General features: G+C 66.5%; 28 protein-coding genes. 8 read left to right on the forward strand and 20 right to left on the reverse strand.

The genetic code is table 11. The annotated features are described in order from the left end of the window. Positions 1-156: 156 nt before the first annotated feature. From CMV14_RS17535 to CMV14_RS17550, 4 genes are all read right to left on the reverse strand, one after another. Entirely contained in the window at positions 157-1,077 is a 921-nt protein-coding gene (locus tag CMV14_RS17535) for a TauD/TfdA dioxygenase family protein (RefSeq protein ID WP_066962295.1), read from the reverse strand. Positions 1,078-1,117: 40 nt separating this feature from the next. Continuing rightward, positions 1,118-2,101, reverse strand: coding sequence for an SDR family NAD(P)-dependent oxidoreductase (locus CMV14_RS17540; protein ID WP_066962298.1), 984 nt, complete (start codon positions 2,099-2,101; stop codon positions 1,118-1,120). A 135-nt stretch (positions 2,102-2,236) separates the two neighbouring features. After that, entirely contained in the window at positions 2,237-3,493 is a 1,257-nt protein-coding gene (locus CMV14_RS17545; RefSeq protein ID WP_066962301.1) for an MFS transporter, read from the reverse strand. Between the two features lie 30 nt (positions 3,494-3,523). Beyond that, on the reverse strand, positions 3,524-4,621 hold the full coding sequence (locus CMV14_RS17550; protein ID WP_066962304.1) for an LLM class flavin-dependent oxidoreductase: 1,098 nt from the start codon (positions 4,619-4,621) through the stop codon (positions 3,524-3,526). 249 nt (positions 4,622-4,870) lie between these two features. Here CMV14_RS17550 and CMV14_RS17555 point away from each other — a divergent pair, with 249 nt between their 5' ends. Then, a complete protein-coding gene (locus CMV14_RS17555) occupies positions 4,871-6,016 on the forward strand; it encodes an acyl-CoA dehydrogenase family protein (RefSeq protein WP_066962307.1) in 1,146 nt (381 codons plus the stop codon). Between the two features lie 30 nt (positions 6,017-6,046). Here CMV14_RS17555 and CMV14_RS17560 read toward each other — a convergent pair whose 3' ends face one another. The 3 genes from CMV14_RS17560 to CMV14_RS17570 form a co-directional block, all read right to left on the reverse strand. Then, entirely contained in the window at positions 6,047-6,823 is a 777-nt protein-coding gene (locus tag CMV14_RS17560; RefSeq protein ID WP_066962310.1) for a 2-keto-4-pentenoate hydratase, read from the reverse strand. Between the two features lie 94 nt (positions 6,824-6,917). Beyond that, entirely contained in the window at positions 6,918-8,648 is a 1,731-nt protein-coding gene (ilvB, locus tag CMV14_RS17565) for a biosynthetic-type acetolactate synthase large subunit (RefSeq protein WP_066962313.1), read from the reverse strand. Further along, positions 8,648-8,911, reverse strand: coding sequence for a hypothetical protein (locus CMV14_RS17570; RefSeq protein ID WP_153046164.1), 264 nt, complete (start codon positions 8,909-8,911; stop codon positions 8,648-8,650). The genes ilvB and CMV14_RS17570 overlap by 1 nt, the downstream gene beginning before the upstream one ends. A gap of 136 nt (positions 8,912-9,047) precedes the next feature. Between CMV14_RS17570 and CMV14_RS17575 the strand changes: the two genes are divergently transcribed. Both CMV14_RS17575 and trxC read left to right on the forward strand, forming a co-directional pair. Then, on the forward strand, positions 9,048-9,515 hold the full coding sequence (locus CMV14_RS17575; protein ID WP_066962319.1) for an Lrp/AsnC family transcriptional regulator: 468 nt from the start codon (positions 9,048-9,050) through the stop codon (positions 9,513-9,515). 94 nt (positions 9,516-9,609) lie between these two features. Beyond that, complete coding sequence (gene trxC / locus CMV14_RS17580) at positions 9,610-10,053, forward strand: thioredoxin TrxC (RefSeq protein ID WP_066962322.1); 444 nt, start codon at positions 9,610-9,612, stop codon at positions 10,051-10,053. A gap of 123 nt (positions 10,054-10,176) precedes the next feature. Here trxC and rnk read toward each other — a convergent pair whose 3' ends face one another. The 8 genes from rnk to CMV14_RS17620 form a co-directional block, all read right to left on the reverse strand. Continuing rightward, positions 10,177-10,572, reverse strand: coding sequence for a nucleoside diphosphate kinase regulator (rnk, locus tag CMV14_RS17585; RefSeq protein WP_066962325.1), 396 nt, complete (start codon positions 10,570-10,572; stop codon positions 10,177-10,179). Further along, a complete protein-coding gene (locus tag CMV14_RS17590; RefSeq protein WP_066962328.1) occupies positions 10,569-10,802 on the reverse strand; it encodes a hypothetical protein in 234 nt (77 codons plus the stop codon). Before CMV14_RS17590 ends, rnk begins: the two co-directional genes overlap by 4 nt. Positions 10,803-10,849: 47 nt before the next feature. Then, entirely contained in the window at positions 10,850-11,194 is a 345-nt protein-coding gene (locus tag CMV14_RS17595) for a hypothetical protein (RefSeq protein WP_066962331.1), read from the reverse strand. 284 nt (positions 11,195-11,478) lie between these two features. Next, positions 11,479-11,838: a hypothetical protein gene (locus tag CMV14_RS17600; protein ID WP_066962334.1), complete on the reverse strand. Its 360-nt coding sequence runs from the start codon at positions 11,836-11,838 to the stop codon at positions 11,479-11,481. Positions 11,839-11,965: 127 nt separating this feature from the next. Next, entirely contained in the window at positions 11,966-13,384 is a 1,419-nt protein-coding gene (locus CMV14_RS17605) for an NAD(P)(+) transhydrogenase (Re/Si-specific) subunit beta (RefSeq protein ID WP_066962337.1), read from the reverse strand. Positions 13,385-13,405: 21 nt separating this feature from the next. Further along, positions 13,406-13,693 carry an NAD(P) transhydrogenase subunit alpha part 2 gene (locus tag CMV14_RS17610; protein ID WP_066962340.1) on the reverse strand — a complete coding sequence of 96 codons (288 nt, stop codon included), beginning with the start codon at positions 13,691-13,693 and terminating at the stop codon, positions 13,406-13,408. Positions 13,694-13,714: 21 nt separating this feature from the next. Continuing rightward, positions 13,715-14,836 (reverse strand): NAD(P) transhydrogenase subunit alpha, encoded by a 1,122-nt coding sequence (locus CMV14_RS17615; protein WP_066962344.1) that lies wholly within the window; start codon positions 14,834-14,836, stop codon positions 13,715-13,717. 4 nt (positions 14,837-14,840) lie between these two features. Beyond that, complete coding sequence (locus tag CMV14_RS17620) at positions 14,841-14,984, reverse strand: aa3-type cytochrome c oxidase subunit IV (protein ID WP_083215812.1); 144 nt, start codon at positions 14,982-14,984, stop codon at positions 14,841-14,843. 158 nt (positions 14,985-15,142) lie between these two features. Between CMV14_RS17620 and CMV14_RS17625 the strand changes: the two genes are divergently transcribed. From CMV14_RS17625 to CMV14_RS17645, 5 genes are all read left to right on the forward strand, one after another. Then, positions 15,143-16,582, forward strand: a complete 1,440-nt coding sequence (locus CMV14_RS17625; protein ID WP_066962347.1) for a sigma-54-dependent transcriptional regulator — start codon at positions 15,143-15,145, stop codon at positions 16,580-16,582. Between the two features lie 47 nt (positions 16,583-16,629). After that, a complete protein-coding gene (locus CMV14_RS17630; RefSeq protein WP_066962350.1) occupies positions 16,630-17,676 on the forward strand; it encodes a type III polyketide synthase in 1,047 nt (348 codons plus the stop codon). Beyond that, the gene (locus CMV14_RS17635; protein WP_066962354.1) at positions 17,676-18,386 is read left to right on the forward strand and encodes a methyltransferase domain-containing protein; all 711 of its coding nucleotides are present in this window, start codon (positions 17,676-17,678) and stop codon (positions 18,384-18,386) included. The genes CMV14_RS17630 and CMV14_RS17635 overlap by 1 nt, the downstream gene beginning before the upstream one ends. Next, positions 18,365-19,468, forward strand: a complete 1,104-nt coding sequence (locus tag CMV14_RS17640; RefSeq protein ID WP_066962356.1) for an NAD(P)/FAD-dependent oxidoreductase — start codon at positions 18,365-18,367, stop codon at positions 19,466-19,468. Before CMV14_RS17635 ends, CMV14_RS17640 begins: the two co-directional genes overlap by 22 nt. A gap of 107 nt (positions 19,469-19,575) precedes the next feature. Next, positions 19,576-20,208 carry a hypothetical protein gene (locus CMV14_RS17645; protein ID WP_176488989.1) on the forward strand — a complete coding sequence of 211 codons (633 nt, stop codon included), beginning with the start codon at positions 19,576-19,578 and terminating at the stop codon, positions 20,206-20,208. A 34-nt stretch (positions 20,209-20,242) separates the two neighbouring features. Here CMV14_RS17645 and CMV14_RS17650 read toward each other — a convergent pair whose 3' ends face one another. From CMV14_RS17650 to tilS, 5 genes are all read right to left on the reverse strand, one after another. Next, on the reverse strand, positions 20,243-20,734 hold the full coding sequence (locus tag CMV14_RS17650) for an SRPBCC family protein (RefSeq protein WP_066962361.1): 492 nt from the start codon (positions 20,732-20,734) through the stop codon (positions 20,243-20,245). After that, positions 20,734-21,063: an ArsR/SmtB family transcription factor gene (locus tag CMV14_RS17655; RefSeq protein ID WP_066962365.1), complete on the reverse strand. Its 330-nt coding sequence runs from the start codon at positions 21,061-21,063 to the stop codon at positions 20,734-20,736. The genes CMV14_RS17650 and CMV14_RS17655 overlap by 1 nt, the downstream gene beginning before the upstream one ends. Positions 21,064-21,174: 111 nt before the next feature. Further along, complete coding sequence (locus CMV14_RS17660) at positions 21,175-21,411, reverse strand: hypothetical protein (RefSeq protein ID WP_066962443.1); 237 nt, start codon at positions 21,409-21,411, stop codon at positions 21,175-21,177. A gap of 87 nt (positions 21,412-21,498) precedes the next feature. After that, a complete protein-coding gene (gene ftsH, locus CMV14_RS17665; RefSeq protein ID WP_066962368.1) occupies positions 21,499-23,442 on the reverse strand; it encodes an ATP-dependent zinc metalloprotease FtsH in 1,944 nt (647 codons plus the stop codon). An 81-nt stretch (positions 23,443-23,523) separates the two neighbouring features. Further along, a complete protein-coding gene (gene tilS / locus CMV14_RS17670; RefSeq protein WP_066962371.1) occupies positions 23,524-24,468 on the reverse strand; it encodes a tRNA lysidine(34) synthetase TilS in 945 nt (314 codons plus the stop codon). Positions 24,469-24,506 lie beyond the last annotated feature (38 nt).

Consider the following 24,506-nt stretch of genomic DNA (forward strand, 5'->3'; position numbering starts at 1 on the left):
CAGTCAAGATATTTATATCTACGTACAAATAATCTTTGCTGAACCAACAAGGTGCATCGGACCCGACGCACAACCGCCCCTCCCCGATGCGGGCTGGGTGCCAGCCGGCCTTCCGATGTGCATTCGCTCTTGCCCGAACAGGCTTGGCGTCAGCGCTTACGCCGGTTCGGCAATCCTGTTGCCCATCGCCTTCCAGTCGGCGGAGCTCAGCGTCGGCGTACCCTCGACGGTGATCCGCTCCAGATAGCGGTCGCCCGCCTGGTTCGCGACGGCATAATGCTGGACCAGCCGGTTGTCCCAGATCGCCAGCGCGTCGGGCGTCCATTTGAAGCGGACCTGATATTCGGGTCGGCGGAACTCGTCGGACAGCTCGCGGATCAGCGCCATGGCCGCCTCCTGCTCCATGCCGACGATGCCCATCGAATAGGCCTCGTTCACGAACAGCGTCCTCTCACCCGTCTCGGGATGGATGCGGACCACCGGATGGTCGCAGGGCGGGTATTTCAGCCGCATCTCCGCATAGCGCTCGGGCGAGGCATGCACCGATCGCCGCGTCGCATAGAGGATGTCGGTGTTGTAGCGGAGATGCCCGATCCGCTCCTTCATCTCGTCCGACAGTCCGTTATAGGCGGCCACCGCGCTGGCGAAGCAGGTGTCCCCGCCAAGACGCGGCACCGTGATCGAGCGAAGCAGGGAGACCGATGGCGGGATCGCCTGGTAGCATGCGTCGCTGTGCCAGCGGTTGGCCGACTGATCCCTGGCGCCGCCGGCGCCCTTGACCATGAAGATCTCGGGACGGCTCTGATCCTGGCCGTCGCGGATCACATTGCCGAAGAAGCTCGCCAGTTCGACATGGCGCTCATAATCCAGCCGCTGGTTTCGGAAGAACACCACGCCGTGGCGAAGCAGCGCGGCCCTGATGTCATTCCCGGTGTCCGTGCGCAGCGGCTGCGACAGATCGACACCGGAAAGCTCGGCGCCGATCTCCGGCTCCAATATCTTCACCGTCATGCCGGTCGGGGTACGGTAGGTTTCCGCATAATCCTCGACATTGTAGGTTTCGGCCTGGGCGCTCATCGCCACTCTCCTGTATCGCTGGATTTCCTGATCGCTTCGCTCATTCGGCGGGCTGCATTGCCCCCTTGGCGCGCCTTTCCTGCATCGCGCGGAAAAGGCCGATCCGCCATTTGTTGAAGTCCTGGGTGGTACGCGGCGTGAAGAAGGGCTCGGTGCTGTGGGCCCGTTCGCGATGTTCGCGGATACGCTCCATCGAAAACAGCTCCGGATCGTCCTGAAAGCCCTCCGCGACGCCCGGGAACACCCGACCCAGCCGCCCGGAACTGCTGGCGAAGAAGGCGCCGGTCAGGCCGCACTCCTCATGCACCAGCCAGGCCGCGGTCGGCCCGACGAGTTCGGCGCGCATGTCGATGTCGAGATTGGGGCTGATCGTCTGGTCGACGACGTTCACCGCATGCTTCACCATGCCGGTGAAGGCGCCGGGGAACAATCCGTTGACCTTGATGCCAAACGGCTCCCCCTCCAGCGCCAGGTTGCGGGTGAGACCCGACAGCGCGCCCTTGCACGTGTCATATGCGGCATGGTTGCTGTTGCCGACGATGTTGCCGCCGATCGAGGCGACGTTGAGCACATGGCCGCCGCCCTGCTTGCGCATATGCGGCCAGGCCCGCTGGATGATCTGGAAGGCGCCCTTCACATGCACATTGAAGGTCGTGATCAGATCATCGATCGGGAAGGTCTCGAATTCGCCGAGCAGCAGGCATCCGGCATTGTTGATGATGATGTCGATGCTGCCGAACGACAGCGCATCGTCGACGATCGACGCGGCGCCCTCCGCCTCCGCAACCGATGCCAGATTGGCCTTGGCCCGTCCGCCGCTGGCGACGATTTCCTCGACCACCTGCGCGGCCAGGTGGCCCGCACCATCCTCCGTCCTCGCTATGTCGTTGACGATCACGGCGGCCCCGCGCGAGGCCAGTTCCATCGCGAAGGCACGTCCCAGCCCCTTGCCCGCGCCGGTGACCACCGCGACCTTGCCGTCGAAGCGCAGCGGCGCACCCGTCAAACCTGTTTCGCCTTGCAACACAGCCTCCTTTTCTTGGCACCCATGGCCATGGGATCGCGCCGGAATTCCGGCCTTTGCCGATCATAAACAGTTATACGTACACTCAAATCTGTTAAGCCAACGTACGGGCCTCAATCCCCAGATCAACCCTCGCTACGGGGCGAATTTCGGCTCGCGAAGCCGGTAGTCACCCAAGGAATAAACGAGGATCGCGCTGATCAGGAAGGCCGGCACCGTCATGATCAGGAACAGGTCGTAGCTGCCCGTGAGATCATAAATGAACCCGGCAAGGGTCGGCCCGAGCCCATTCGCCAGTCCCACGCCACCCATGATCGTGCCAACCAGCGTCCCATAGTTGCGCAGACCGAAATAGCGGCTGGTCAGGTAGGAGATGACGTCCATCTCGGCGCCGAGTGCCAGCCCCTGCACGAAGGCGATCGCGCATGCGACCAGGGTGCCCCCGCCATAGTTCAGCAGGCACAGGGACGAGAGGGCGGGCAAAGCGAAGAAAATGGCGCCGACGATCTGGCCACGCCACCGATCCATCAGGAAGCCACATATCAGACGCCCCATGATTGATCCGACGCCGATCATCCCGGCCACATAGGCGGCGGTCGACAGCGACATCCCCTTCTGCGTGACGAGAGGAACGAAGTGGACCTGAAGGCCTATCGTCGCGATCGTCATCACGATCGTGCCGATCGCCAGCCGGAGGAAGCGCCCCGATCGCAGCGACGACCACAGCTCGGCATTTCCCGCCGCGCGCTCGGCCTCGGCGGTCACGGTCGGACGCGCGCCGTCCGGACGGCGATCCTCGTCGCGGAGAAAGGCCAGAATGAGTGGAAGCGTCAGCACCGCGGTGCCCGCGCCCAGCACGATATAGCTCGTCCGCCAGCCGAACTCCGCAATTAGCCGGGTGACGATGGTCGGCATGATGATCAGGATCACGCCCGATCCGCACATGGTGATAGCCAGGGCCAGCCCGCGCTGCACATCGAAACGCTTCGATACCGCCACCGCCCAGAGCGTAGGCTTTACCAGGACATAGCCGATGGCGACGACGATCCAGATCGCCCACCACTGCCAGCGCTCGGTTCCACTGCAGCCGATAAGGGCCAGGCCGATGCTGTACACGATCATCCCGACGATGCCGACGCGACGGGTGCCGGCGGTATCGATCAGGCGCCCCACGAAAGGGGCGGCAAAGAAGCTGACCGTGCTGAGCACCAGCAGCGCCGCGCTGATCTCGCCCCGACCCCAGCCGAACTCGCGCTGGATCGGTTCGATGAACAGCCCCATGCTCCAGCTCGCGATGACCGCAACGCCGACGCCAAGAAAGGAGGTCGCGACGACGGGATAGCCCTTTCGCCACTCCGCTCCCCCGCCCCGACTGATGACCGCGCCGCTCATGCTGGACCAACTCTCCCAAAGGCGCCGGTGTCAGGCCGCGCGCATCTCCGCCACGATCGCATCGACCGTGAGGCGATAGCTTTCGCGGGCCTCATCGGTTGCGGTGTGGGAGGTGACCAGTTGAAGCCGGTCGATGCCCAGGGCCGCGATCTCCCGCAGCCGGCCAACTGCGGGTTCCGGGTCGCCGGTCAGGCCAAAGGAATCGATGAAATCGGCGTCGAGCGCCTTGGCCTGGGCGCTGCCCGCCTTGCCATGACTGTCCATGTCATAGGCGCCGGCAAGCCGCTGGAAATTGGCGCGCTGCTCCTCGGTGGCGGGGCCATTCACCTTGTTGGTCATCACGCCGAAGCGGGCTTGGGCGGTGATGTAGCCCTCCGCCAGCTTGCGTGAGACCTCCCGGTCACGATGGGGGAAGCAGGGTATATGCGCACCGAAGGAAACACTCGCCGGATCGCGGCCGATCCGCTCCATCTCCGCCGTGGCGACGCCGATCGCCCATTCCAGCCGCCGGGCATCGGCACCGAAGGCGAAGGTGATGTAGTCGGCCTTCCGTGCTGCCAGCTCGATCACCTTGGGCCCGGTAGCGAACACGTCGAGCGGCGGCACCTCATGATCCGCGGTGATCCACTTGATCAGGCTGCCTTCAGGCGCGTGATGCATCGCCAGATTGTCGCCAAACCCTTCCTTGGAGTTGCGCGCCAGCGCGGTGGCCGCCATCTCGATCGGCACCACCTCGCCGCGCATGTAGCTACGGATCATGTCGAGGCCGGTTTCGAACGCCTTCACCGACACCGGAGAGCCGCCCATATAGGCCAGCGGCGAATCGCCACGGCCGATGCCGATCACCACCCGCCCCTTCGACAGCGCGTTCAGCGCCATCATCGCCGAAGCCGTCACGCCGGGATGCCGCGTCGCGGGGTTGGTGACGCCGGTGCCGAGCCGAAGCCGGCTGGTCTCCATCGCCACCGCCGTCAGCACGACATAGGCCTCCATGTTCTGGAAGTTCGAGTCCGGGAAGGTGGCACCGTCCCAGCCGTCCGCCTCGAGCATCTTCGCCCGGTCCAGCAGCTCACCCGGATCGCCCCGGTTTAGACTGGTCAGGTTGGTCCAAAGTTCGAGCGGGCGCATCCTGTTCCTTTCTCTCGCTCAGCACTTCCCGGATCCGCGTTTTCGCGCCGCCCAGGCACATGCGGACCCTCGGGATGGGCCATTATCGCCGACATCCCTAGTCACGCCACCGGCATTTAGCAATATAATTTGAACGTACATATAAAATTTGTTGAAGCGACGCGACGCCGACGATAAGCCCTTCCGAGCTTTCCGTGCCAGCCAGGGGCGCACCGCAAAGCCAGAACATGCGCGACAGGAGAGACGGCCGTGGACCTCAACTACAGCTTCGAGCAGGCCCAGTATCGCGAAGGCGTGCAGCGCTTCGTCGCACGGGTGCTCACCCCGCTGGTCAACGACAAATATGATTTCTCGCGCGCGCTGACCCGTGAGGAGATAGCCAGGCTGCGCGCCGATATCGCCGGCCACGAGATCGCGACCGAGCCACCGCTGGACGAGAACGGCAATCTCGACCTGATCTGTCTGGGCATCTTCATGGAGGAGCTGGCCCGGCTGCGCATCGGGCTGGTGTCGCTCGCCACCGCGCTCTTCTTCCCGGTGTGGGACCTGGGCGGCCTGCTCAAGGACGGGCAGGTCGACAGCTATGGCCACATGTTCGCACCCGGCGAGATGGTGGCGATGGGGATGAGCGAACCGAACGCGGGATCGCACATCGCCGGGGTACAGACCACCGCGCGACGCGACGGCGACGAATGGGTGCTGAACGGCAGCAAATTGTGGACGTCGCACGCCACGATCGCCGCCGGCATCATCGTCCTCGCGCGCAACCTGGAGACCGGCCGAGTCTCGCTGTTCATCGTCGACCGAAAGCGTCGCGACTATCATGTCGAGCCCGTCAAGATGATGGGGTTCGATAGCATATCGACCTGTGCGGTCTCGTTCGACGACTTCCGCCTGCCGAGCGACGCCGAACTGACGCCGGACAAGGGCGGGCTGCGGACCGCGCTCAGCTTCATCGAGCAGGGGCGTCTGCGGCTGATGTTCATGGCGGTGGGCGTTGCCCAGGCCGCGCTCGACCTCGCCGTCGATTATGCGAAGGTGCGTACCCAGTTCGGCAAGCCGATCGGTGCGTTTCAGCTCGTCCAGGACATGCTGGCCGACATGGCGATCCACACCGAGACCGCTCGGCTGATGGCCTATCGTGTCGCCTCGCAGATGATGACGGGCGAGCCGTGTCGGAAGACGGTGTCGATCGGCAAGGCCTATACGACCGAATCGGCGGTCAAGGTCGCCTCGCTCGGCGTCCAGGTCCACGGCGCGATCGGCCTTACCACCGAATGCGCCGCCGAGCGCCTGCTGCGCGATGCGCGGATGCTGACGATCCCCGACGGAACCACCCAGATCCACAAGCTGACCATCGGCCGGGAACTGACCGGCCTCGATGCCCTGCAGTAGGACAAGCGGCGGCGTGTTGCGATCCCAGGCCTAGGCGTAGCGGAAGGAGCAGCTGCCGATGCCGCCGATCGTGGTCCGCACCTCATCGCCGGGGTTGAGAGCGACCATCGGGCCGAGAGCACCCGACAGCAGGATGTCGCCCGCCCGCAGCGGCTCGCCGCGCGCGGCCAGCGTGCGTGCCAGCCATTGCGCGGCATTGAGCGGATGGCCGAGGCAGGCCGCCCCCGCGCCGAGCGAAACGACCGCGCCGTTGATCTCCATCACCATGCCGCAGCTGTAGAGGTCGAGCCCGTCGAGCCGGAGGCGGTCCTTCGCCAGCACGAAGAAGGCCGAGGAGCCATTGTCGGCGACGGTGTCGGCGAAGGTGATCTTCCAGTCGGCGATGCGGCTGTCGACGATCTCGATCGCGGCCATCGCCTGGTCGATCGCCGCCACGACCGTTTCCACCGACGCATCCGGATCGTCGATGTCGCGGCCCAGGATGAAGGCAATCTCCGCCTCGGCCTTGGGCTGGATCGCCCTGGCAGGGTCGAGCGTGCCGCCGTCCGGTATCTCCATGTCGGCGAACAGTGCGCCGAAATCGGGCTGTCCCACACCCAGCTGCGTCTGGACCGCCTTGGACGTCAGCCCGATCTTGCGCCCCACCAGCCGGCGGCCGTCCGCCAGCCATTGCCGGGTGTTGATCGCCTGGACCGCATAGGCCCCGTCGACATCGGTGGGTTCCAGATAGTCCCGCAAGGGGGCAACCGGGCTGCCTTGATAGGCGTCGCGCAGCATCTGCGCCGCAGATTGGTAGTCCTTCTCCATGCGCGATGCCTAGATTTCGCAGGGAGACGGGTCAAACTCGATCCGCCTCACTTTCCCATATCGTGGAAAATCTCTCGCCATGCGGCGGCCGAGCCTAACCCAGCAATATCTCGTTATGCGCCGCGCCGGCCGGCATCATCGGATAGCAGTTCTCGAGGTTCGCCACCCGGCATTCGACCAGCACCGGCCCAGGCGTCGCGATCATCCGCGCGATCCCGGCGTCGAGTTCGGCAGCATCCTCGATCCGGATGCCGGTCCAGCCATAGGCCTCCGCCAGCTTCACGAAATCGGGGAGCACCGTCGAGACGCTTTCCGAATAGAGCCCGCCATGGTGGAGCTGCTGCCACTGGCGCACCATTCCCATATGGCCGTTGTTGAGGATGAACAGCTTGACCGGCAGATCATATTGGATCGCGGTCGCCAGCTCCTGGATGTTCATCTGGATCGACGCCTCGCCGGCCACGTCGATCACCAGCCGATCGGGAAAGGCGATCTGCGCGCCAATCGCGGCAGGCAGGCCATAGCCCATCGTGCCGAGCCCGCCCGACGTCAGCCAGCGGTTGGGCGCTTCGAAACCGAAATGCTGCGCGGCCCACATCTGATGCTGGCCGACCTCGGTGGAGAGGATCGGGTCATGCGGGTGCGCCAACGCGTGCAACCGGCGGATCGCATGTTGTGGCAGGATCGCGCCCGGACCCTGACGGTAGGCCAGGCAATCATGCCCGCGCCAGGCGTTGAGCTGCTCCCACCAATTGTCGAGCGCGCCGGGCGCGAGAGGCGAAACCGCCGCGCACAGAGCCTCCAGCACCTCCCCGGCGTCGCCGACGATGCCGACATCGACCGGCACGATCTTGCCGATCTCGCTCGGATCGATGTCGACATGCACCTTGCGCGCATGCGGCGCGAAGTCGGCCACGCGGCCGGTCACCCGGTCGTCGAACCGCGCGCCGATGCACAACATCAGGTCGCAGCCATGCATCGCCAGATTGGCCTCATAGGTGCCGTGCATCCCGGGCATACCCAGCCATTGCGGATCGGAGGCGGGAAAAGCACCCAGCCCCAACAGGGTGGACGTGACCGGCAGCCCGGTGCGCGCGGCGAAGCGGCGAAGCGCCTCGGCGGCGCGAGGCCCGGCGTTGATCACACCGCCGCCGCTGTAGATCAGCGGCCGCCGTGCCTCGCGCAGCATGGTCGCCACCGTCGCCACCGCATCGCCATCCACGGCGGGCGTCGCCGCCACGCTCAGCGGCGGCAGATCTCCGTCGAACGTCTCGGCGGACGCGACCATCGCCTGGATGTCCTTGGGCAGGTCGATCAGCACCGGCCCGGGCCGGCCTCCGGTCGCCAGATCGAGGCAGCGGCGCAGCAGCGGCCCCACTTCCCCCGGCTCGCGCACCGCGACGTTATATTTGGTTGCCGCGCGCGACAGCGCGACGGTGTTCGCCTCCTGAAAGGCGTCCGTGCCCTGCAAGGGCCGCATCACCTGTCCGGCGATGCACAGCACCGGCACCGAATCCATCAGCGCGTCGGTCAACCCGGTGATCGTGTTGGTCGCCCCCGGCCCCGACGTGACCAGCGCCACGCCGACCCGCCCGCTGGAGCGGGCATAGCCCTCGGCCGCGTGGATCGCCGCCTGTTCATGACGGACGAGGATGTGGCGGATGCGATCCTGCCGCGCGATCGCCTCATAGAGCGGCAGCACCGCGCCGCCCGGATAACCGAAGATGGTGTCGATTCCGGCATCGGCCAGGAAATCGAGCAGGAAGGCGGCACCGCTGCGCTCCGCCGTCCGCGCCTCCGGCAGGCGCTCGGCAAGGACGGTCATCACGCGGCGTTCAGTTCGTCCGCACGGCGGACACCGGGAATGGCGCGCATCTTGGCAAGCAGCCGCGCCTCGGCCGAGGTGCCCTCGGCCAGCGACAGGGTGACGGTCATCGTCGTGCCCTCACGCGCCAGGTTCATCCGCTGTGGAAAACGGTTGTGGATCACCAGCAGGTCGAGCAGCCGGCTCGTCACCCCCAGGTCGACATCGGCCTCGACCTCGATCTGGGTGGAACGCTGGCCAAGCGGCGCGGCGATGACGGTCACAGGCATATCCTCATCCGGAGTGGAAGCGAGCCTTCTACCGCGTCGGGCGCGAAAAGACTTTCTCCATTTGAGGGTTTGCGCGGATTTTTGCAAAAACTGTTTCGGTTTCTGGGAATTATTGAGTATATTTTTTTCCATGAACCTTGACAGCCACGAACGAAAAATCCTCGCGCTGCTCCAGGAGGATTGCTCGCTTTCGGCCGCCGAGATCGCCGAGCGGGTCGGCCTGTCTACCACCCCTTGCTGGCGCCGTATCCAGCGGCTGCGCGAAGCGGGGATCATCGCAAAGCAGGTGGCGCTGGTCGACCGGCGCAAGATCGGCCTGAACGCACAGATCTTTGCCCAGGTGAAGCTGAACGCCCACGGCCGCCAGCATCTTGACGAGTTCACCGCGGCGATCCGTGGCTTTCCGGAGGTGCTGGAGGCCTATGTGCTGATGGGCCCGGTCGATTTCCTGCTGCGCATCGTGGCCGCTGATATCGAGGCCTATGAACGCTTCTTCTTCGACAAGCTCAGCAAGCTCGACGGCGTCCAGGAGATCAACTCGATCGCTGCCCTGTCCGAGGTCAAATACACCACCTCCCTGCCGGTGGACCAGGCATGACTCCTCCATCTCCCCGGATCTGGCCCCCAGACGGTCGAATGAATTCGGCGGGGAGCATCCCGACCGCCAACGCGTTGCAGGCAGAGAGATAGCCATGAACACCGACACTCCCATCGTCCCCTGCCCCGCCTGTGCCACGCTGAACCGCGTTCCCGCGGCGAAGCTGGGTGCGGGCGGCACGTGCGGCCGCTGCGGCCAGCCGCTGTTCGCGGGCAGGCCGATCGACCTGACCGCTGCCAGCTTCGACGCCCATGCCGCGCGCGGCGATCTGCCGCTGCTCGTCGATTTCTGGGCATCCTGGTGCGGCCCCTGCCGGCAGATGGCCCCGGCCTTCGCCGAGGCCGCCCGCCAGCTCGAACCGACGATGCGGCTTGGCAAGCTCGACACCGAGGCCGAACAGGCGATCGCGGCCCGCTATGGCATCCGCTCGATCCCGACGATGATCCTGTTCCACAAGGGCCGCGAGATCGCGCGGCAATCGGGCGCGATGCCGGCCTCCACGATCGTGCAATGGGCACGGAATGCAGCCCCTGCCTGAGCCGCACGCCTTTCCGGGGGTGGCCCTCCACCGGTAGGCGCGGTGACGATCGCGACGGGCACGCGCCGACGCGCCGCAGCAGAGGACGCAACGACGTTTCCTTCCGGGCAAAGGACGACAGGATCAGGCGGTGACGGTCGTCTGGTCCACCCGCAGGATGGAGATCCTGTGCTCCCTTCCCCCACGATCGGGCCACATGATCGACTGACCTTCGCGCAATCCTATCAATCCTGCGCCGACAGGCGTCAGGATCGAGATGCGGCCGTTCGAGATATCCTCGTCCTGGGGCAGGACGAGCTGCACGGTCCGGTGCTGGCCGGTGCTGTCGCTGACGAACTCGACCGTCGTTCCCATGATGACGACATCGCGCGGGATATCGCCGGCCCGGCGCACCTCGGCCCGCGCGATCTCGTCGAGCAGCAATTCGCTCACCTGCGGGAGGCGTTGCTCGACACTGATCGCCAGATTGGCCAGCATGTCCGCCTCACTGTCGATGAGCTGGATCGGTGGCCTGTTCATGCCCGTGCTCCCGGGTGGAACGCGGCATGGCCGCTCCCAACCATGCCGCCCTCGGCCGCTCCGGGACAGGCCGCCCTGACCGCCCGGAGAAGAGCCCGGAAGCGGGGGAAGACCTGGTTTTCTAAGCGATGCAGAAACGGCTCCGACGCGAAGAAGCGGAACCCTCCCTTGCAGCGCACGGCCAGCCCCACCGCGCGGCCGGCAGCCTCCACGATGAAACGTTCAGACATCTGATTTCCCTCCGATTCCGATGGGTCTTGTTGTCGGCGCGGCATTCTCACGCCGCCGCCGGGCGCAGACCGGCCCAGAAGCGATCGACGCACCGGGCGATGAAGGCGCCGGGCACCTCGCCCCCGATCACATCCTTCAGCACGGCCGCGAGCCCGTCGCCAAACGCGCTGGCATACCGGCGCAACAGGGGGTCCTCCAGCGCGCGCGAAGGCGGGTTGCCTTCCATCGCCGCCAGGACGATGTCCACGAAACTGTGGGTCGCGGCCCGCTCCTCATCGGTGGCGCCGCTTGCGCGCTGCCCCGCGAGATGCCGGGCCATGACCGCTTCGATGATGTCGCGCCGCGCGATCAGGACCGACAGGTGATCGCGGGTAATCATATCGCTGTGCATGCTTCTCTCCTCGACAGCACATCGCATCGCCGACGGAGCCGAACGGCCCTGGCGAGCGGATCATTGGAGTTGTGAGAAGTGCCTCGGGCGCCCGAGCGCGAAACTATCGGCCGCGGAGCCCCGAGGCCCGCAGCCGCGTCATGAGGCTACCACCGTGAGCCGCGAACCGACGAAAGGAGCTTTGGTAAGCCATGTAACCGATATAGGTCATTATCCGGTCGAAACAAGCCTCGGCCAATCCGCCGGCCGACCGATACCTGCCGGTCGCCAGGCCGGATGCCCGTTCACGCCACCTGGACATCGAAGGAGAACCACTGGCTTTCGCCGTGATCGTAGAGCTGTGCCTGCCGCTCGCCGACGGTGATCGAATAGTCGGTCGATGAGCCCCGATCATGGCCCCGCGCGGTCGCGCCATCGATCTCCATCGAGACGAACACCTTGCTTCCAGCGTCATAAATCTCGGGCAGCGTACCGCCGAACCGCGCGTCGCGGTCCCCGTCATAGCCCTGCAGATGCTCTCCGCGCGCTTCCGCCGCGATCCGCAGATGCCGTGCGGCGGCATGATCGTAGAGACCGGCGAGCTTCCTGCCGCTGATCAGGGCATAGGCGGCCGCCACGGCCATGGCGCAGGTTTGTGGTGACATGACCTCTCCCTGACACCGGCCGAGCGAGAAAGGCAAGCCGCCTGCCCGAAACGCCCTCCACGAGCGCGGTCAGGGCGGCCCCGCCCGGGGCGCAAGCCTCCCCTCCCGCATGCGGGAGGGAGAGGGATCAGTGCGCCATGGCCTTGACGATTTCCTCGACCATTTTCTTGGCGTCGCCGAGGAGCATCATGGTGTTGTCCATGTAGAAGACGTCGTTGTCGACGCCGGCATAGCCGACACCGCCCATTGAGCGCTTCACGAACAGCACGGTCTTGGCCTTCTCGACGTCGAGGATCGGCATGCCGTAGATCGGCGAGGTCTTGTCGGTCTTAGCGGCCGGGTTGGTGACGTCGTTGGCGCCGATCACGAAGGCGATATCGGTCTGCGAGAACTCGCTGTTGATATCCTCCAGCTCGAACACCTCGTCATAGGGGACATGCGCTTCGGCCAGCAGCACGTTCATATGGCCGGGCATGCGCCCCGCGACCGGGTGGATCGCATATTTGACCCGAACGCCCGCCGCCTTGAGCTGGTCGCCCATCTCGCGCAGCACATGCTGCGCTTGGGAAACCGCCATGCCGTAGCCGGGGACGATGATCACCTGCTCGGCCTGCCCCATCAGGAAGGCGGCGTCCTCGGCGGAGCCGCGCTTCCACGGGCGCTGCTCCTTGGGAGCACCGTCGCCGGCGCCGCCGGCATCGCCGCCGAAGCCGCCCGCGATCACGCTGATGAAGCTGCGGTTCATCGCCTTGCACATGATGTAGCTGAGGATCGCGCCCGACGAGCCGACCAGCGCGCCGGTGATGATCATCGCGCTGTTGTGCAGGGTGAAGCCCATCGCGGCGGCGGCCCAGCCCGAATAGCTGTTGAGCATCGACACGACCACCGGCATGTCCGCGCCGCCGATCGGGATGATCAGCAGGAAGCCGATCACGAAGCTCAGCGCTGTGATGGTGAAGAACACCCACTGCGCGTCGTCGGTCACGAAATAGGCGATCAGGCCCAGGATCGCGGCGAGCGTGCCGAGATTGATGACATGGCGCGCGGGCAGCATGATCGGCGCGCCCGACATGTTGCCGTTGAGCTTCAGGAAGGCGATCACCGATCCCGAGAAGGTGATGGCGCCGATCGCGACGCCCAGCCCCATCTCGATCCGGCTGACCTGGTTGATATGGCCGGTCGCCATGTCGAGAATGCCGAAGGCGCCCGGATTGAGGAAGGCGGCTCCCGCCACCAGCACCGCCGCGAGGCCGACCAGCGAGTGGAAGGCGGCGACCAGCTGCGGCATGTCGGTCATCGCGATCTTGCGCGCGGTGACGAAACCGATCGCACCGCCGATCGCGATGGCGATCCCGATCTCGACCAGGCCGGTGCCGTGCAGGATCAGCGTGGTGACCATCGCGATCAGCATGCCGACCATGCCGAAGCGGTTGCCCCGGCGCGAGCTGGCCGGGCTGGAGAGCCCGCGCAGCGCCAGGATGAAGAGAATGCCCGAGACCAGATAGGCGAGCGATGCCCAGGCGGGCGTGGCGGTCAGTTCATGCATGCTATCTTACCCCCGAACCGCTCAGCTCTTCTTTTCTTTTTTCTTGTACATCGCCAGCATCCGCTCAGTGACCGCGAAGCCGCCGAAGATGTTGATGCTGGCGAACACCACCGCCACCAGGCCGAGATATTTGGCCGTGGCGCTGCCGCCCGCCGCGCTGGCGATCAGCGCGCCGACGATGATCACCGAGGAGATCGCGTTGGTCACCGCCATCAGCGGCGTGTGCAGCGCCGGCGTCACCGACCAGACGACATAATAGCCGACGAAGCAGGCCAGCACGAAGATCGAGAGGATCGAGATGAAATCCATGGTTCTTCCCCCTGGGCCCGCTCAGCCGAGCAGCCGCGGATTGACGACCTTGCCGCCCTGCGTCAGGCGGATCGCATTGCCGATCTCCTCGTCGAGCACCGGCTTGCCTGCTTCCTTGTCCCAGAAGGCGCTGAGGAAGTTGAACAGGTTGCGCGAGAACAGCGCCGAGGCGTCGGCGGCCAAGGTGCCCGCCATGTTCTTCGCGCCGATGATCTTGACGCCGTGCTTGATCACGGTCTCGCCCGAGACCGCGCCCTCGACATTGCCGCCGCTCTCGGCGGCCAGGTCGACGATCACCGAACCGGCCCGCATCGTCGCGATCTGGGCGTCGCTGATCAGGCGCGGCGCGGCGCGCCCCGGGATCAGCGCGGTGGTGATGACGATGTCCTGCTTGGCGATGTGGCTGGAGACCAGCTCGGCCTGGGCCTTCTGATATTCTTCCGACATCTCGGTCGCATAGCCGCCCGAACCCTCGCCCTCGATGCCCGCGACCTTCTCGACGAAGATCGGCTTGGCGCCGAGCGACATGATCTGCTCCCTGGTCGCCGAGCGCACATCGGTCGCCGAGACCTGCGCGCCCAGGCGCCGCGCGGTGGCGATCGCCTGGAGCCCCGCGACGCCGACGCCCATAATGAAGGCCCGCGCGGCCGACACGGTGCCCGCCGCCGTCATCATCATCGGGAAGGCGCGCCCATATTCGGCCGCCGCCAGCAGCACCGCCTTGTAACCGGCGAGGTTCGACTGCGAGGAGAGGATGTCCATCGACTGCGCGCGGGTGATGCGCGGCATGAACTCCATCGCCAGCGCCTCATGGCCCCTGGCCGCATAGGCGTCGATCCGCGCACGGTCCCCGAACGGGTTGAGCCCGGCGACGATCCACGCCCCCGGCTTGGCACCACCCAGCGATTCGGGATCGGGGCCCTGGATACCGAGGATGATGTCGGCCTCCTTGAGCGTCGCCGCGCGGTCGCCGGTCCTGGCACCAGCAGCCTCATAATCGGCGTCCGAGATCGAAGCGCCTTCACCGGCCCCCTTCTCGACCGCCAGCTCGGCACCCAGACCAATGAACTTCTTCACCGTCTCAGGCGTGGCGGACACACGGCTTTCTCCAGCCGCGCCCTCCTTCAGCACTGCAATCTTCAAGGGATCAGCCCTTGGGCGCGATCAGGAAGATCACCAGCAGTCCGGTCAGCGCGCTGAGCACGGTGCCGACCTTCAGCAGGGTCAGAAAGCCCGAATAGGTGTTGTTATGGGCCTTGTAATCCATCGGCGCACCATGATCGTCGGACATGTCTTTTCCCCACAAGCTCTCATGCTGATTTCGGCGCCCTTCTAGACGGAAGCGGGCGCCAGCCTCAAGGCCAAATGGACTGCTTCTTTGGTCAGCTTTGGGGGATTTAAATTTGCTTAGCTTTTCAATGCTAAAGCCCAGGCTGAAGGGAGTAGCGGATGCGTCGCGACAGCCCCCCGGGGCTTTTGCTGATCGATGCCGAGCCGGCGCAGGCCGGACTGATGAGCGCGCTGGCGCAGCGCGCCGGCTGGCGCGTGCTGCGCGCATCCGATGTCGATACGGCGATCGAACAGGCCGGCCGGTCGGACATGCGGCTCGATGCAGCGCTGCTCGATCTCTGGTCCCCCGACGACGAAGCGGTCCGCTCGGTCGCCCTGCTCAGGCGGCGCCGGCCCGATCTGCCGATCATCGTCGTCACCGCCCAGCATTCGGTCGATCTCGCCGTGCGCGCGGTTCGCGCCGGTGCGCGTGACGTGGTGATCAAGCCGATCGCCGGGGATCGCCTGCTCGCCGCGCTCGACCATGCCGCGGCCGAAGACAAGCAGGTCGGGGAACTCAGCCCGCTGGCCGAGAAATGGTCGCAGGCGCTTGACTTCTCCGAGATGGTTGGCTCGGCGCCGGCCTTCCGCCGCGCGATCGACATCGCGATGCGCGCCGCCGCCACCCCCGCGACGATCCTGATCGAAGGCGAGAGCGGCGTCGGCAAGGAGGTGCTCGCCCAGGCGATCCATAACGCCTCCGACCGGGGCAACGGCCCGCTGGTCACCGTCAACTGCGCGGCCATCCCCGCCAATCTCGTCGAGAGCGAGCTGTTCGGCCATGAGCGCGGCGCCTTCACGGGTGCGTTCGAGCGGCGGCTGGGTCTGTTCGCCAATGCCGATGGCGGCACCATTTTCCTCGACGAGATCGGCGATCTGCCAGCCGAGGCCCAGGCCAAGCTGCTGCGCGTCCTCCAGTCGGGCGAGATCCGACCGATCGGCGCGGCCCATCCGCGTCAGGTGTCGGTCCGTGTCGTCGCGGCGACCAACCGGCGGCTGTCCGACGATGTCGCGAAGGGCCGTTTCCGCGAGGACCTGTTCTACCGGCTGGCGGTGGTGCCGGTCACCCTGCCCCCGTTACGCGCGCGCGCAGGGGATATCGGCCCGCTTGCCGATCATCTGCTCGACCGTATCGCCAGCCAACTCGGCATGAAAGCGCTGATGCTCGACCCCGGGGCACTGGCGCTGCTCGAAGCCTATGACTGGCCGGGCAATGTCCGCCAGCTTCACAACGTCCTGTTCCGCGCCGCGATCTTCGCGCGCGGCGGTCGCCTGACCGCCGCCGATCTGCCGCAACTCGCCCAGGGCTGCCTGTCCGGCCATGAGGCCGCGAACGACGACGGGCCGCTGGCGGGGGCCACCTCGCCCATGCCCGGCAGCTTCCCACTGTTCGGCCCCGACGGCCATGTCCGCCCGATCGAGGATATCGAGGCAGACCTGATTCGCCTCGCCATCGGCCATTATCGCGGCCGCATGACCGAGGTGGCTCGCCGGCTGCGCATCGGACGCTCGACCTTGTACCGCAAGCTGGGAGAACTGGGCATCGAGCAGGCTGGCTAACGCGCCCGCCCTGTGGGACAAAGCGCGATGCCGAGCGTTGCCCCCCGATGACCGCGCATATCCACGCCATCGGCACCGCCGTGCCCGACCATGACGTCCACAGGCTGTTCATCGACTGGGCCGCCGTAAGGCTGGAGGGCCGCGACAGGGCGCTGTTCCTGCGCATGGCGGGCCGGGCCGGGATCGAGCATCGCTACAGCGTCGTGCCGCGCGATCCGATCGAGACGGGCGGCTTCTATGGCGGCGGACGGATGCCCCCGACATCGGAGCGGATGCGGGCCTATGCCCGCGAGGCGCCCGAACTGGCGCTGGCCGCGATCACCGACTTGGGCGAACGCGCCGCCATCGACGGGATCACCCATCTCGTCGTCGCCAGCTGCACCGGCTTCGTCGCGCCCGGCATCGACCAGATCATCGCCCGCCGCCTCGGCCTCGACGGATCGGTCGAGCGGACGCTGGTCGGCTTCATGGGCTGTTATGCGGCGGTCGCGGCACTGCGCGTCGCGCACCATATCGCCCGCTCCGATCCACAGGCGCGGATCCTGGTCGTCACCGTCGAACTCTGCTCGCTCCACATGCAGGATAGGCCCCAGCTCGAATCGCTGCTCGCCCAGCTCCAGTTCGCCGACGGAGCCGCCGCCGCGCTGGTCAGCTCAGAGCCCGGCGGCATCGCCATCGACCGCTTCTTCGCCGCCACCCTGCCCGACAGCGCGGACCTGATCCGCTGGGACATCGGCGATGAGGGTTTCGTCATGCACCTGTCGGGCGAAGTGCCGGGCCGCATCGCGCAGGCGCTCGACACACCCGACCTGCGGCGCGCCATCCTCGGCAACCGGACGGCCGAGGAGATTCCCAGCTGGGCGGTCCATGCCGGCGGCCGATCGATCCTCGACGCGGTCGAGCATGGCCTGGGCCTGGGCGCAGATGCGCTGGCCGCCTCGCGCGAGGTGCTGCGTCGCCATGGCAACATGTCCTCCTCCACCCTCCTGTTCGCGCTGGCGGCGCTGATGGCCGGGCCTTCAGCGATCGACGGCATCGCGGTCGCCTTCGGCCCCGGCCTCGCCGCCGAGGGCTTCGCGATCGCCTCGCTCTGATGCGCAAGCTCGACCATCCGGCGCAGGAAGAGGAGCAGATGGATGCGGCGGACCTCGACCCCGCCATCTATGCCCGGGTCCTCACCGACCTGGCCCAGGTCAACCGCTGGACCTTCGCGGCCCGCCCCACCCTGGATTTCGTCGCCCGCGCAGTCGGTGACGCGCCGTGCTTCTCGCTGCTCGACGTCGGCTTCGGCGATGGCGACCTGCTGCGCGCCATCGCCCGCTGGGCCGAGAAGCGCCGCATCCGCGCGGCACTGACCGGGATCGACCTAAACCCCGGAAGCGCGCGGGTCGCCAGCGGGGCGACACCCGACCGCCTCGACATCGCCTATCTGACCGGCGACTATCGCGCGCATCTCGAAACCGCCGCCCCGCGCGGCGGCTATGACCTGATCGTCAGCAGCCTGGTCGCGCATCATATGAGCCATGCCGAACTGATCGACTTCCTCCGGACGATGGAAGCGAAGGCACGGCGCGGCTGGCACATCAACGATCTCCACCGCCACATCTTCTCCTATCTCGGCTTTCCGCTGCTCGCGCGGATCATGGGCTGGCACCGGATCGTCCGCGAGGACGGCCAGCTTTCGATCGCACGTGCCTTCCGGCCCGGCGAATGGCCGCCGCTGCTTGCCGAAGCCGGCATCGGGCCCGCAGCCGCCATCAAGCGCGTCTTCCCCTTCCGGCTGTGCGTCGAACGGCTGCACTGATCGCGGGCGGCGGCCCGGCCGGGGCCGCGACCGCCATCCTCCTCGCCCATGGCGGGGCGATGCCGGTGCTGATCGAGCGCCATGCCGAGCCACATGACGTGGTCTGCGGGGGCTTCCTCGCTTCGGACGCGATAGCGATGCTGGGCAGGATCGGGATCGAGGTAGCGGCGCTCGGCGCACGCCCGATCGATCGGGCAAGGCTGGTCGCCGGACGCCATGTCGCCGAGGCGGCCTTGCCCTTCCGCGCCGTCGGTCTGTCGCGCAATCGGCTCGACGCGGTGCTGCTCGAAGCCGCGCTTGAGCAGGGCGCGACAATCGAGCGCGGGCTGGCCGTACGCCGGGTCGAGCCGGGAACCGCCTGCCTCCATCTCAGCGATGGCGCGACGATCGCCGCCGAAGCGCTGTTCCTGGCGACCGGCAAGCATGATCTGCGCGGCGAACCTCGCACCGCCCTGCCCGATGCCGATCCGGCGCTGGGCCTGCGCATAAGGCTGGAACCCACGCCGGCGCTGCAGGCCGCGCTTGCCGGAACGATCGAGCTCCATCTTTTCCGGGGCGGGTATGCCGGGCTGCTGATGCAGGAGGACGGATCGGTCAACCTCTGCCTGTCGGTGGCGCAGTCGCGGTTGAAGGTGGCGGACGGCCGGCCCGAGCGGCTGATCGAGGCGCTGCGCGGCGAAGCGCCGTTGCTGGTCGAACGCTTCGACCGCGCAGCGGGCCGGGGCGCCTGGTCGAGCGTCGCGCGCGTTCCCTATGGCTGGCGTGCCGGCGAGACCGGACCCGGCCTGTTCCGGCTGGGCGATCAGGCGGCGGTGATAGCCAGTCTCGCCGGGGACGGCATCGCCGTTGCGCTCTCGAGCGCGATCCGCGCCGCCCACGCCTTCCTCCACGACGGGGCGGAGGGCGCCCCCGCCTTCCAGGCCGCCTTCGCCCGCCGCACCCGTCGCCCGATCGGCCTTGCCAACCTTCTGCGCCACTGGGGCGAGACGCCGTGGATCACCGGCCCGCTGGTGGGCCTGCTCGGCCGGATGCCGGGCCTGATGCGACAGGCGGCGGCGATGACGCGGGTGGGGGCGGGGTGAGCACGACCAAACCAAAGCGGATCAGAATCCGGTGACCATATCTTGACGGCATGACACTTCTCTGATCCTCCTCTTGGCGAGCGGTCAACGCCGCTCGAGGGGGCATCATGAAGACATCATTCCTTTCCATCGCGGTGGCGCTGGGCCTTGCCGCATATGCGCCACTGACCGCGCAAACGCCGCTGGTCATCGGCAATCAGCAGGGTTCGACCACGCTCAAGGCGGGGACCCAGGTTCCGCTTAAGCTGATCAGCGAACTGACCACCAACGGGAAGCGGCTGCGCGTCGGCGATCGCTTCAATCTCGAAGTGTCGGAAGCGGTCCGGCTCAACGGCCGGACGGTGATACCGGCCGGGGCCATGGCCGTCGGCGAGGTCACGAGCGTGCGCAACAAGGGCATGTGGGGCAAATCCGGCAATATCGATGGCCGTATCCTCTATGTCCGCGCCAACGGTCAGCAGATCCGGCTGAGCGGCGGCCTCCACGACAAGGGAGCCACGGGGACGGCCGCCGTGGTCGGCTCGATCGCGCTGCTACCGCTGGCCGGATTCTTCATGACCGGCACCAGCGCCACCCTGCCCGCGGGCACGCAGGTGATGGGCTATCTGGATGAGGATCTTCCAGTCGTCTTCGCCGCCGACAGCATGCCGGCCGCGCCAATGGTGATCCCGGCATCGGCCGCAGATGCCGCGAAGGCCGTGGATACCATCAGCAACGACGCAATCTCTCACCCGAAATGAGGCCCGGCGGGGAAGCTGATGGCTTCCCCGTCGCTCAGGCGGGCCCAGCCAGGAAAGCGTCCAGCACATCGAAATTGCCGCCCCAGCCGCCGTGCATCGAATCGAGCGCGTCGCGGAAGGCGGCTTCTTCCTCGACGGCCGCGTTGAGCGGCGTGGAGGTCAGGCGGATGCGGGTGTCGGCGCCGGCATCCTCGAAGGTCACGCTGTTGAGCAGTCGCTTCGGCCAGGCGCCGCCAAAGGGTGAGCCCGCGATATCGCCCCCTGGATCGGAGAAGCTGTGCTCCCATTCGAGGCGGATCAGCGGTTCGACCTCGCGATAGACGAGCTTCGCCCAGATACGGGGGCCGTCGGGGAAATCCATATGGCAATGGACGTGCCCGCCCGGACGAATGTCCGCACTGACGATGGTGGTCGTGACGCCCTTTGGACCGAACCATCGGGCCAGAAGCTCGGGCTCGGTCCAGGCCGCCCATAGCCGGGCACGCGGCGCCTTGAAGAGGCGGGATATCACCAGCTGGTCGGCCATCAGCAATCCTCCCCCTTCTCCGTCGCGAGCATCTCGTCGAGCCGATCGAAACTTTCCTGCCAGAAGCTGGCGACCTGATCGAACCAGGCGCCGGTCTCGCGCAGCGCTTCGACCTTCAGGCGGCGTGGGCGGGTCTGCGCGGCACGGCCCTGCTCGATCAGGCCCGCCGCCTCCAGCACCTTGAGATGGCGCGAGATAGCCGGCTGGCTGATACCGAACGGCTTCTGCAGTTCGGCAACGCTCGCCTCCCCGCGCGCCAGCCGGGCGACGATCGCCCGGCGCGTCGGATCGGCGAGCGCCGCCAGTTTGAGACTCAGAGAATCTTCCATAACCAACTTATTATATAAGTTTTAGGTTATTAATAGAGGGTATCGGCGAAGGATATGCTACTCGCTTTGACCAGCGATTTCAGATGCTTGTCCGCTTCACAGCAGACCCAATCAGTCGCCGCGGTGCTCGCGTCGCCATTCCTTTTCGGCGCGCTTGCGCTCCTTGCGTTCGCGCTCCTCCTGCTTGCGCATCTCGCGGCCACGATTGCGGTCGGCCTCGTCCTGGCTGGTCGTCGCCCAGTCGACACCCTTGCCAACCACCTTGACCGGCGCGGTGACGATCGATCCGACCGTACTGACACAGCCGGCAAGAAGGCAGGCGGACAGGATCATCAGGGCGCTGCGCATCACCATCATTCCCAACACCCCTTAACAGAAAAGGCCGGGCCATATTGCACAGCCCGGCCTTTCCCGGTGATGAATTCGTGGAAACCGTCAGGCCGGTTTGGGTTCGCCCCACCCGCCGCCCGGCCGCCGGCTTTTCGGGATCGAGGAGCCGCCGGTACTGAGCGCGGCCGGGGCCCGGCTGTTGCCATCGTCGCGACCGATATCATCGCCCTTGATGATGCGCTTGGCCTCCTCGCCAGACAGCGTCTCATATTCGAGCAGCGCCGAGCCGAGCCGGTGCAGCTCGTCAAGATGTTCGGTCAGCACGGTCCTGGCGGTATGTTCGGCCTCCTCGATCAGGCGGCGGACCTCCTGGTCGATCAGCTGGGCGGTCGCTTCGGAAACGCTCTGGTTGCGTGCGACCGAATGGCCGAGGAACACCTCGTCCTGATTGTCGCGATAGCGCAGCCAGCCGAGCTTTTCCGACATGCCATATTCCATCACCATCGAACGGGCCATGTCGGTGGCTTGCTGGATGTCGTTGGAGGCGCCGGTGTTGAGTTCGTCGTTGCCATAGATGATCTGTTCCGCGATTCGGCCACCGAAGCACAGCGCCAGACGCGCCTTCATCTGCTTCATCGTCATCGAATAGCGGTCGCGCTCGGGCAGGTTCCAGGTGACGCCCAGCGCCCGGCCGCGCGGGATGATCGTCACCTTGTGGAGCGGATCGCAGCCCGGGACATGGAGCGAGACGAGGGCATGACCGGCCTCATGATAAGCGGTCGCCTTCTTCTCATCCTCGGTCATGACCATGGACTTCCTCTCGGCACCCATCATGACCTTGTCTTTGGCCTCCTCGAACTCCTTCATCGCAACGAGCCGCTTGCCCTTGCGCGCGGCCAGCAGCGCGGCCTCGTTCACCAGGTTGGCGAGGTCGGCGCCCGAAAAGCCCGGCGTGCCGCGCGCGATGGTGCGCGAATTGACGTCGGGAGCGAGCGGAATCTTCTTCATGTGAACGGCGAGGATCTTGTCGCGGCCCTCGATATCGGGGCGCGGCACCACGACCTGGCGGTCGAAACGGCCCGGACGCAGCAAGGCGGGATCAAGGACATCGGGCCGGTTGGTCGCGGCGACGATGATAATGCCTTCGTTCGCCTCGAAGCCGTCCATCTCGACCAGCAGCTGGTTCAGGGTCTGCTCGCGCTCGTCATTGCCGTTGCCGAGGCCGGCGCCGCGATGGCGGCCGACCGCGTCGATCTCGTCGATGAAGACGATGCAGGGGGCGTTCTTCTTCGCCTGCTCGAACATGTCGCGGACACGGCTCGCGCCGACGCCGACGAACATCTCGACGAAATCCGAACCCGAGATGGTGAAGAATGGCACGTTCGCCTCGCCGGCGATCGCACGGGCGAGCAGCGTCTTGCCGGTGCCGGGAGAGCCGACCAGCAGCGCGCCCTTCGGAATCTTGCCGCCGAGACGGGCGAACTTGGTCGGGTCCTTCAGGAAATCGACGATCTCCTGCAGTTCCTCACGCGCCTCATCGATGCCGGCGACATCGTCGAAGGTGACGCGGCCATGCTTCTCGGTCAGCATCTTGGCCCGGCTCTTGCCGAAGCCCATCGCGCCCGATCCAGCATTCTTCTGCATCTGGCGCATCACAAAGAAGGCGATGCCAAGGATCAGCAGGAAGGGCAGCGACTGATAGAGCATGATCATCCAGAAGCTGGTCTGTTCGGCGGGCTTGGCGCGGAACAGGACGTTCTTCTCGGACAGCCGCTGGATCAGCATCGGATCGTTGGGCGCGTTGGTGGTGAAGGCCGCGCCGTTGTTGAACTTGCCGTTGATCACCCCGTCGCCGATGTCCGCCTCGCGCACCGCGCCGTCGTTAACGCGGGCCAGGAATTCCGAATAAGCGATCTGATCGCCCGCCGCCGTGCGCGACGAGCTTTCGAACATGGAAACGAAAACGACGAGCGCGAGCAATATGCCCATCCAGATGGCGAGGCTCTTCATCCACGGGTTTGGCTGCTTCGGCTCTTTCTCGTCGTTCATGTCTCAAATCCAAGGTGTACGGCGCCAAGATAGGGGCCGCCACGTTAATAACAATGGAACAGATCGTCCGGGTCCCTGCTTTCAACGGCGCGGGGGCGCTTTTTCGATCGATACGCGCCGGCCGGGCGACAATTTGAGCACCCCAAGCGTCGCGACCAGCCCCGCGTCGAGCCGCGCCATCGCGGTATCGAGAGTCGGGCCGTCCACCGGCGAATCGCCCTCTTCGACCAGCCGCGCGAGTATCCTTCGCGCGATCTCACGCGGCAAGCCCTCGATATCGGCGAGGATGCGTCCATCGGCGCATCTCTCGACCCGCGAGCGAACCGCTTCCGAGACGATCCATTCCAGCGCCTCGTCCGCCTGAGCGAGATGGGCGGCGCTGGCGGCGATGCGGAGGGGATCGAGCCGGTCGCCCAGGGCCGCCAGCAACGCCCGGGCGTGGGTACGATCATAGCGCGGATCAGCGTTGCTGGGGTCATCGGCCGTCTCGACATCGGCCACGACCGCCGCCAGCTCGGAACGACGCCAGCCGATCAGCGGGCGAACGAGAAGCACTCCGCCAAGATCGCGGCGCTCGCGGATACCACCCAGACCGGCAAGCCCGGCGCCGCGACCCAGCCGCATCAACAGGGTTTCGGCCTGGTCGTCGGCATGGTGGGCGGTGGCGACGGCGCCAAGGCCGCGCTCGCGGGCCCAGGCGGCGAGTGCTTCGTAACGGGCGCGGCGGGCGGCGGCCTGAAGGCTGGCTTCGCGGGCGACGTCGACATGAAGGATGGCGTGGGGCACGCCGAGCGCCTCGGAGGCGCGGCCGACGAGCGCGGCCTCGGCGGGGCTGCCGGCGCGCAGGCCATGGTCGACGGTGGCCGCTTCGATCCGCCCCGGAAACGCGACTGCGGCGAGATGGAGCAGCGCCATGCTGTCGGGACCGCCCGATACGGCGATGCCGAGGCGGGCGGCAGGATCGGGCAGCAGGCGGGTGAGATTGGCAGCGAGGCGATCGCGCTGCAGGGCGGTGATGGGGGTCATCTACCCCAACCGTCATGCCAGCGGAGGCTGGCATCCAT

It is taken from the genome of Rhizorhabdus dicambivorans, assembly GCF_002355275.1.
GTDB lineage: Bacteria > Pseudomonadota > Alphaproteobacteria > Sphingomonadales > Sphingomonadaceae > Rhizorhabdus > Rhizorhabdus dicambivorans.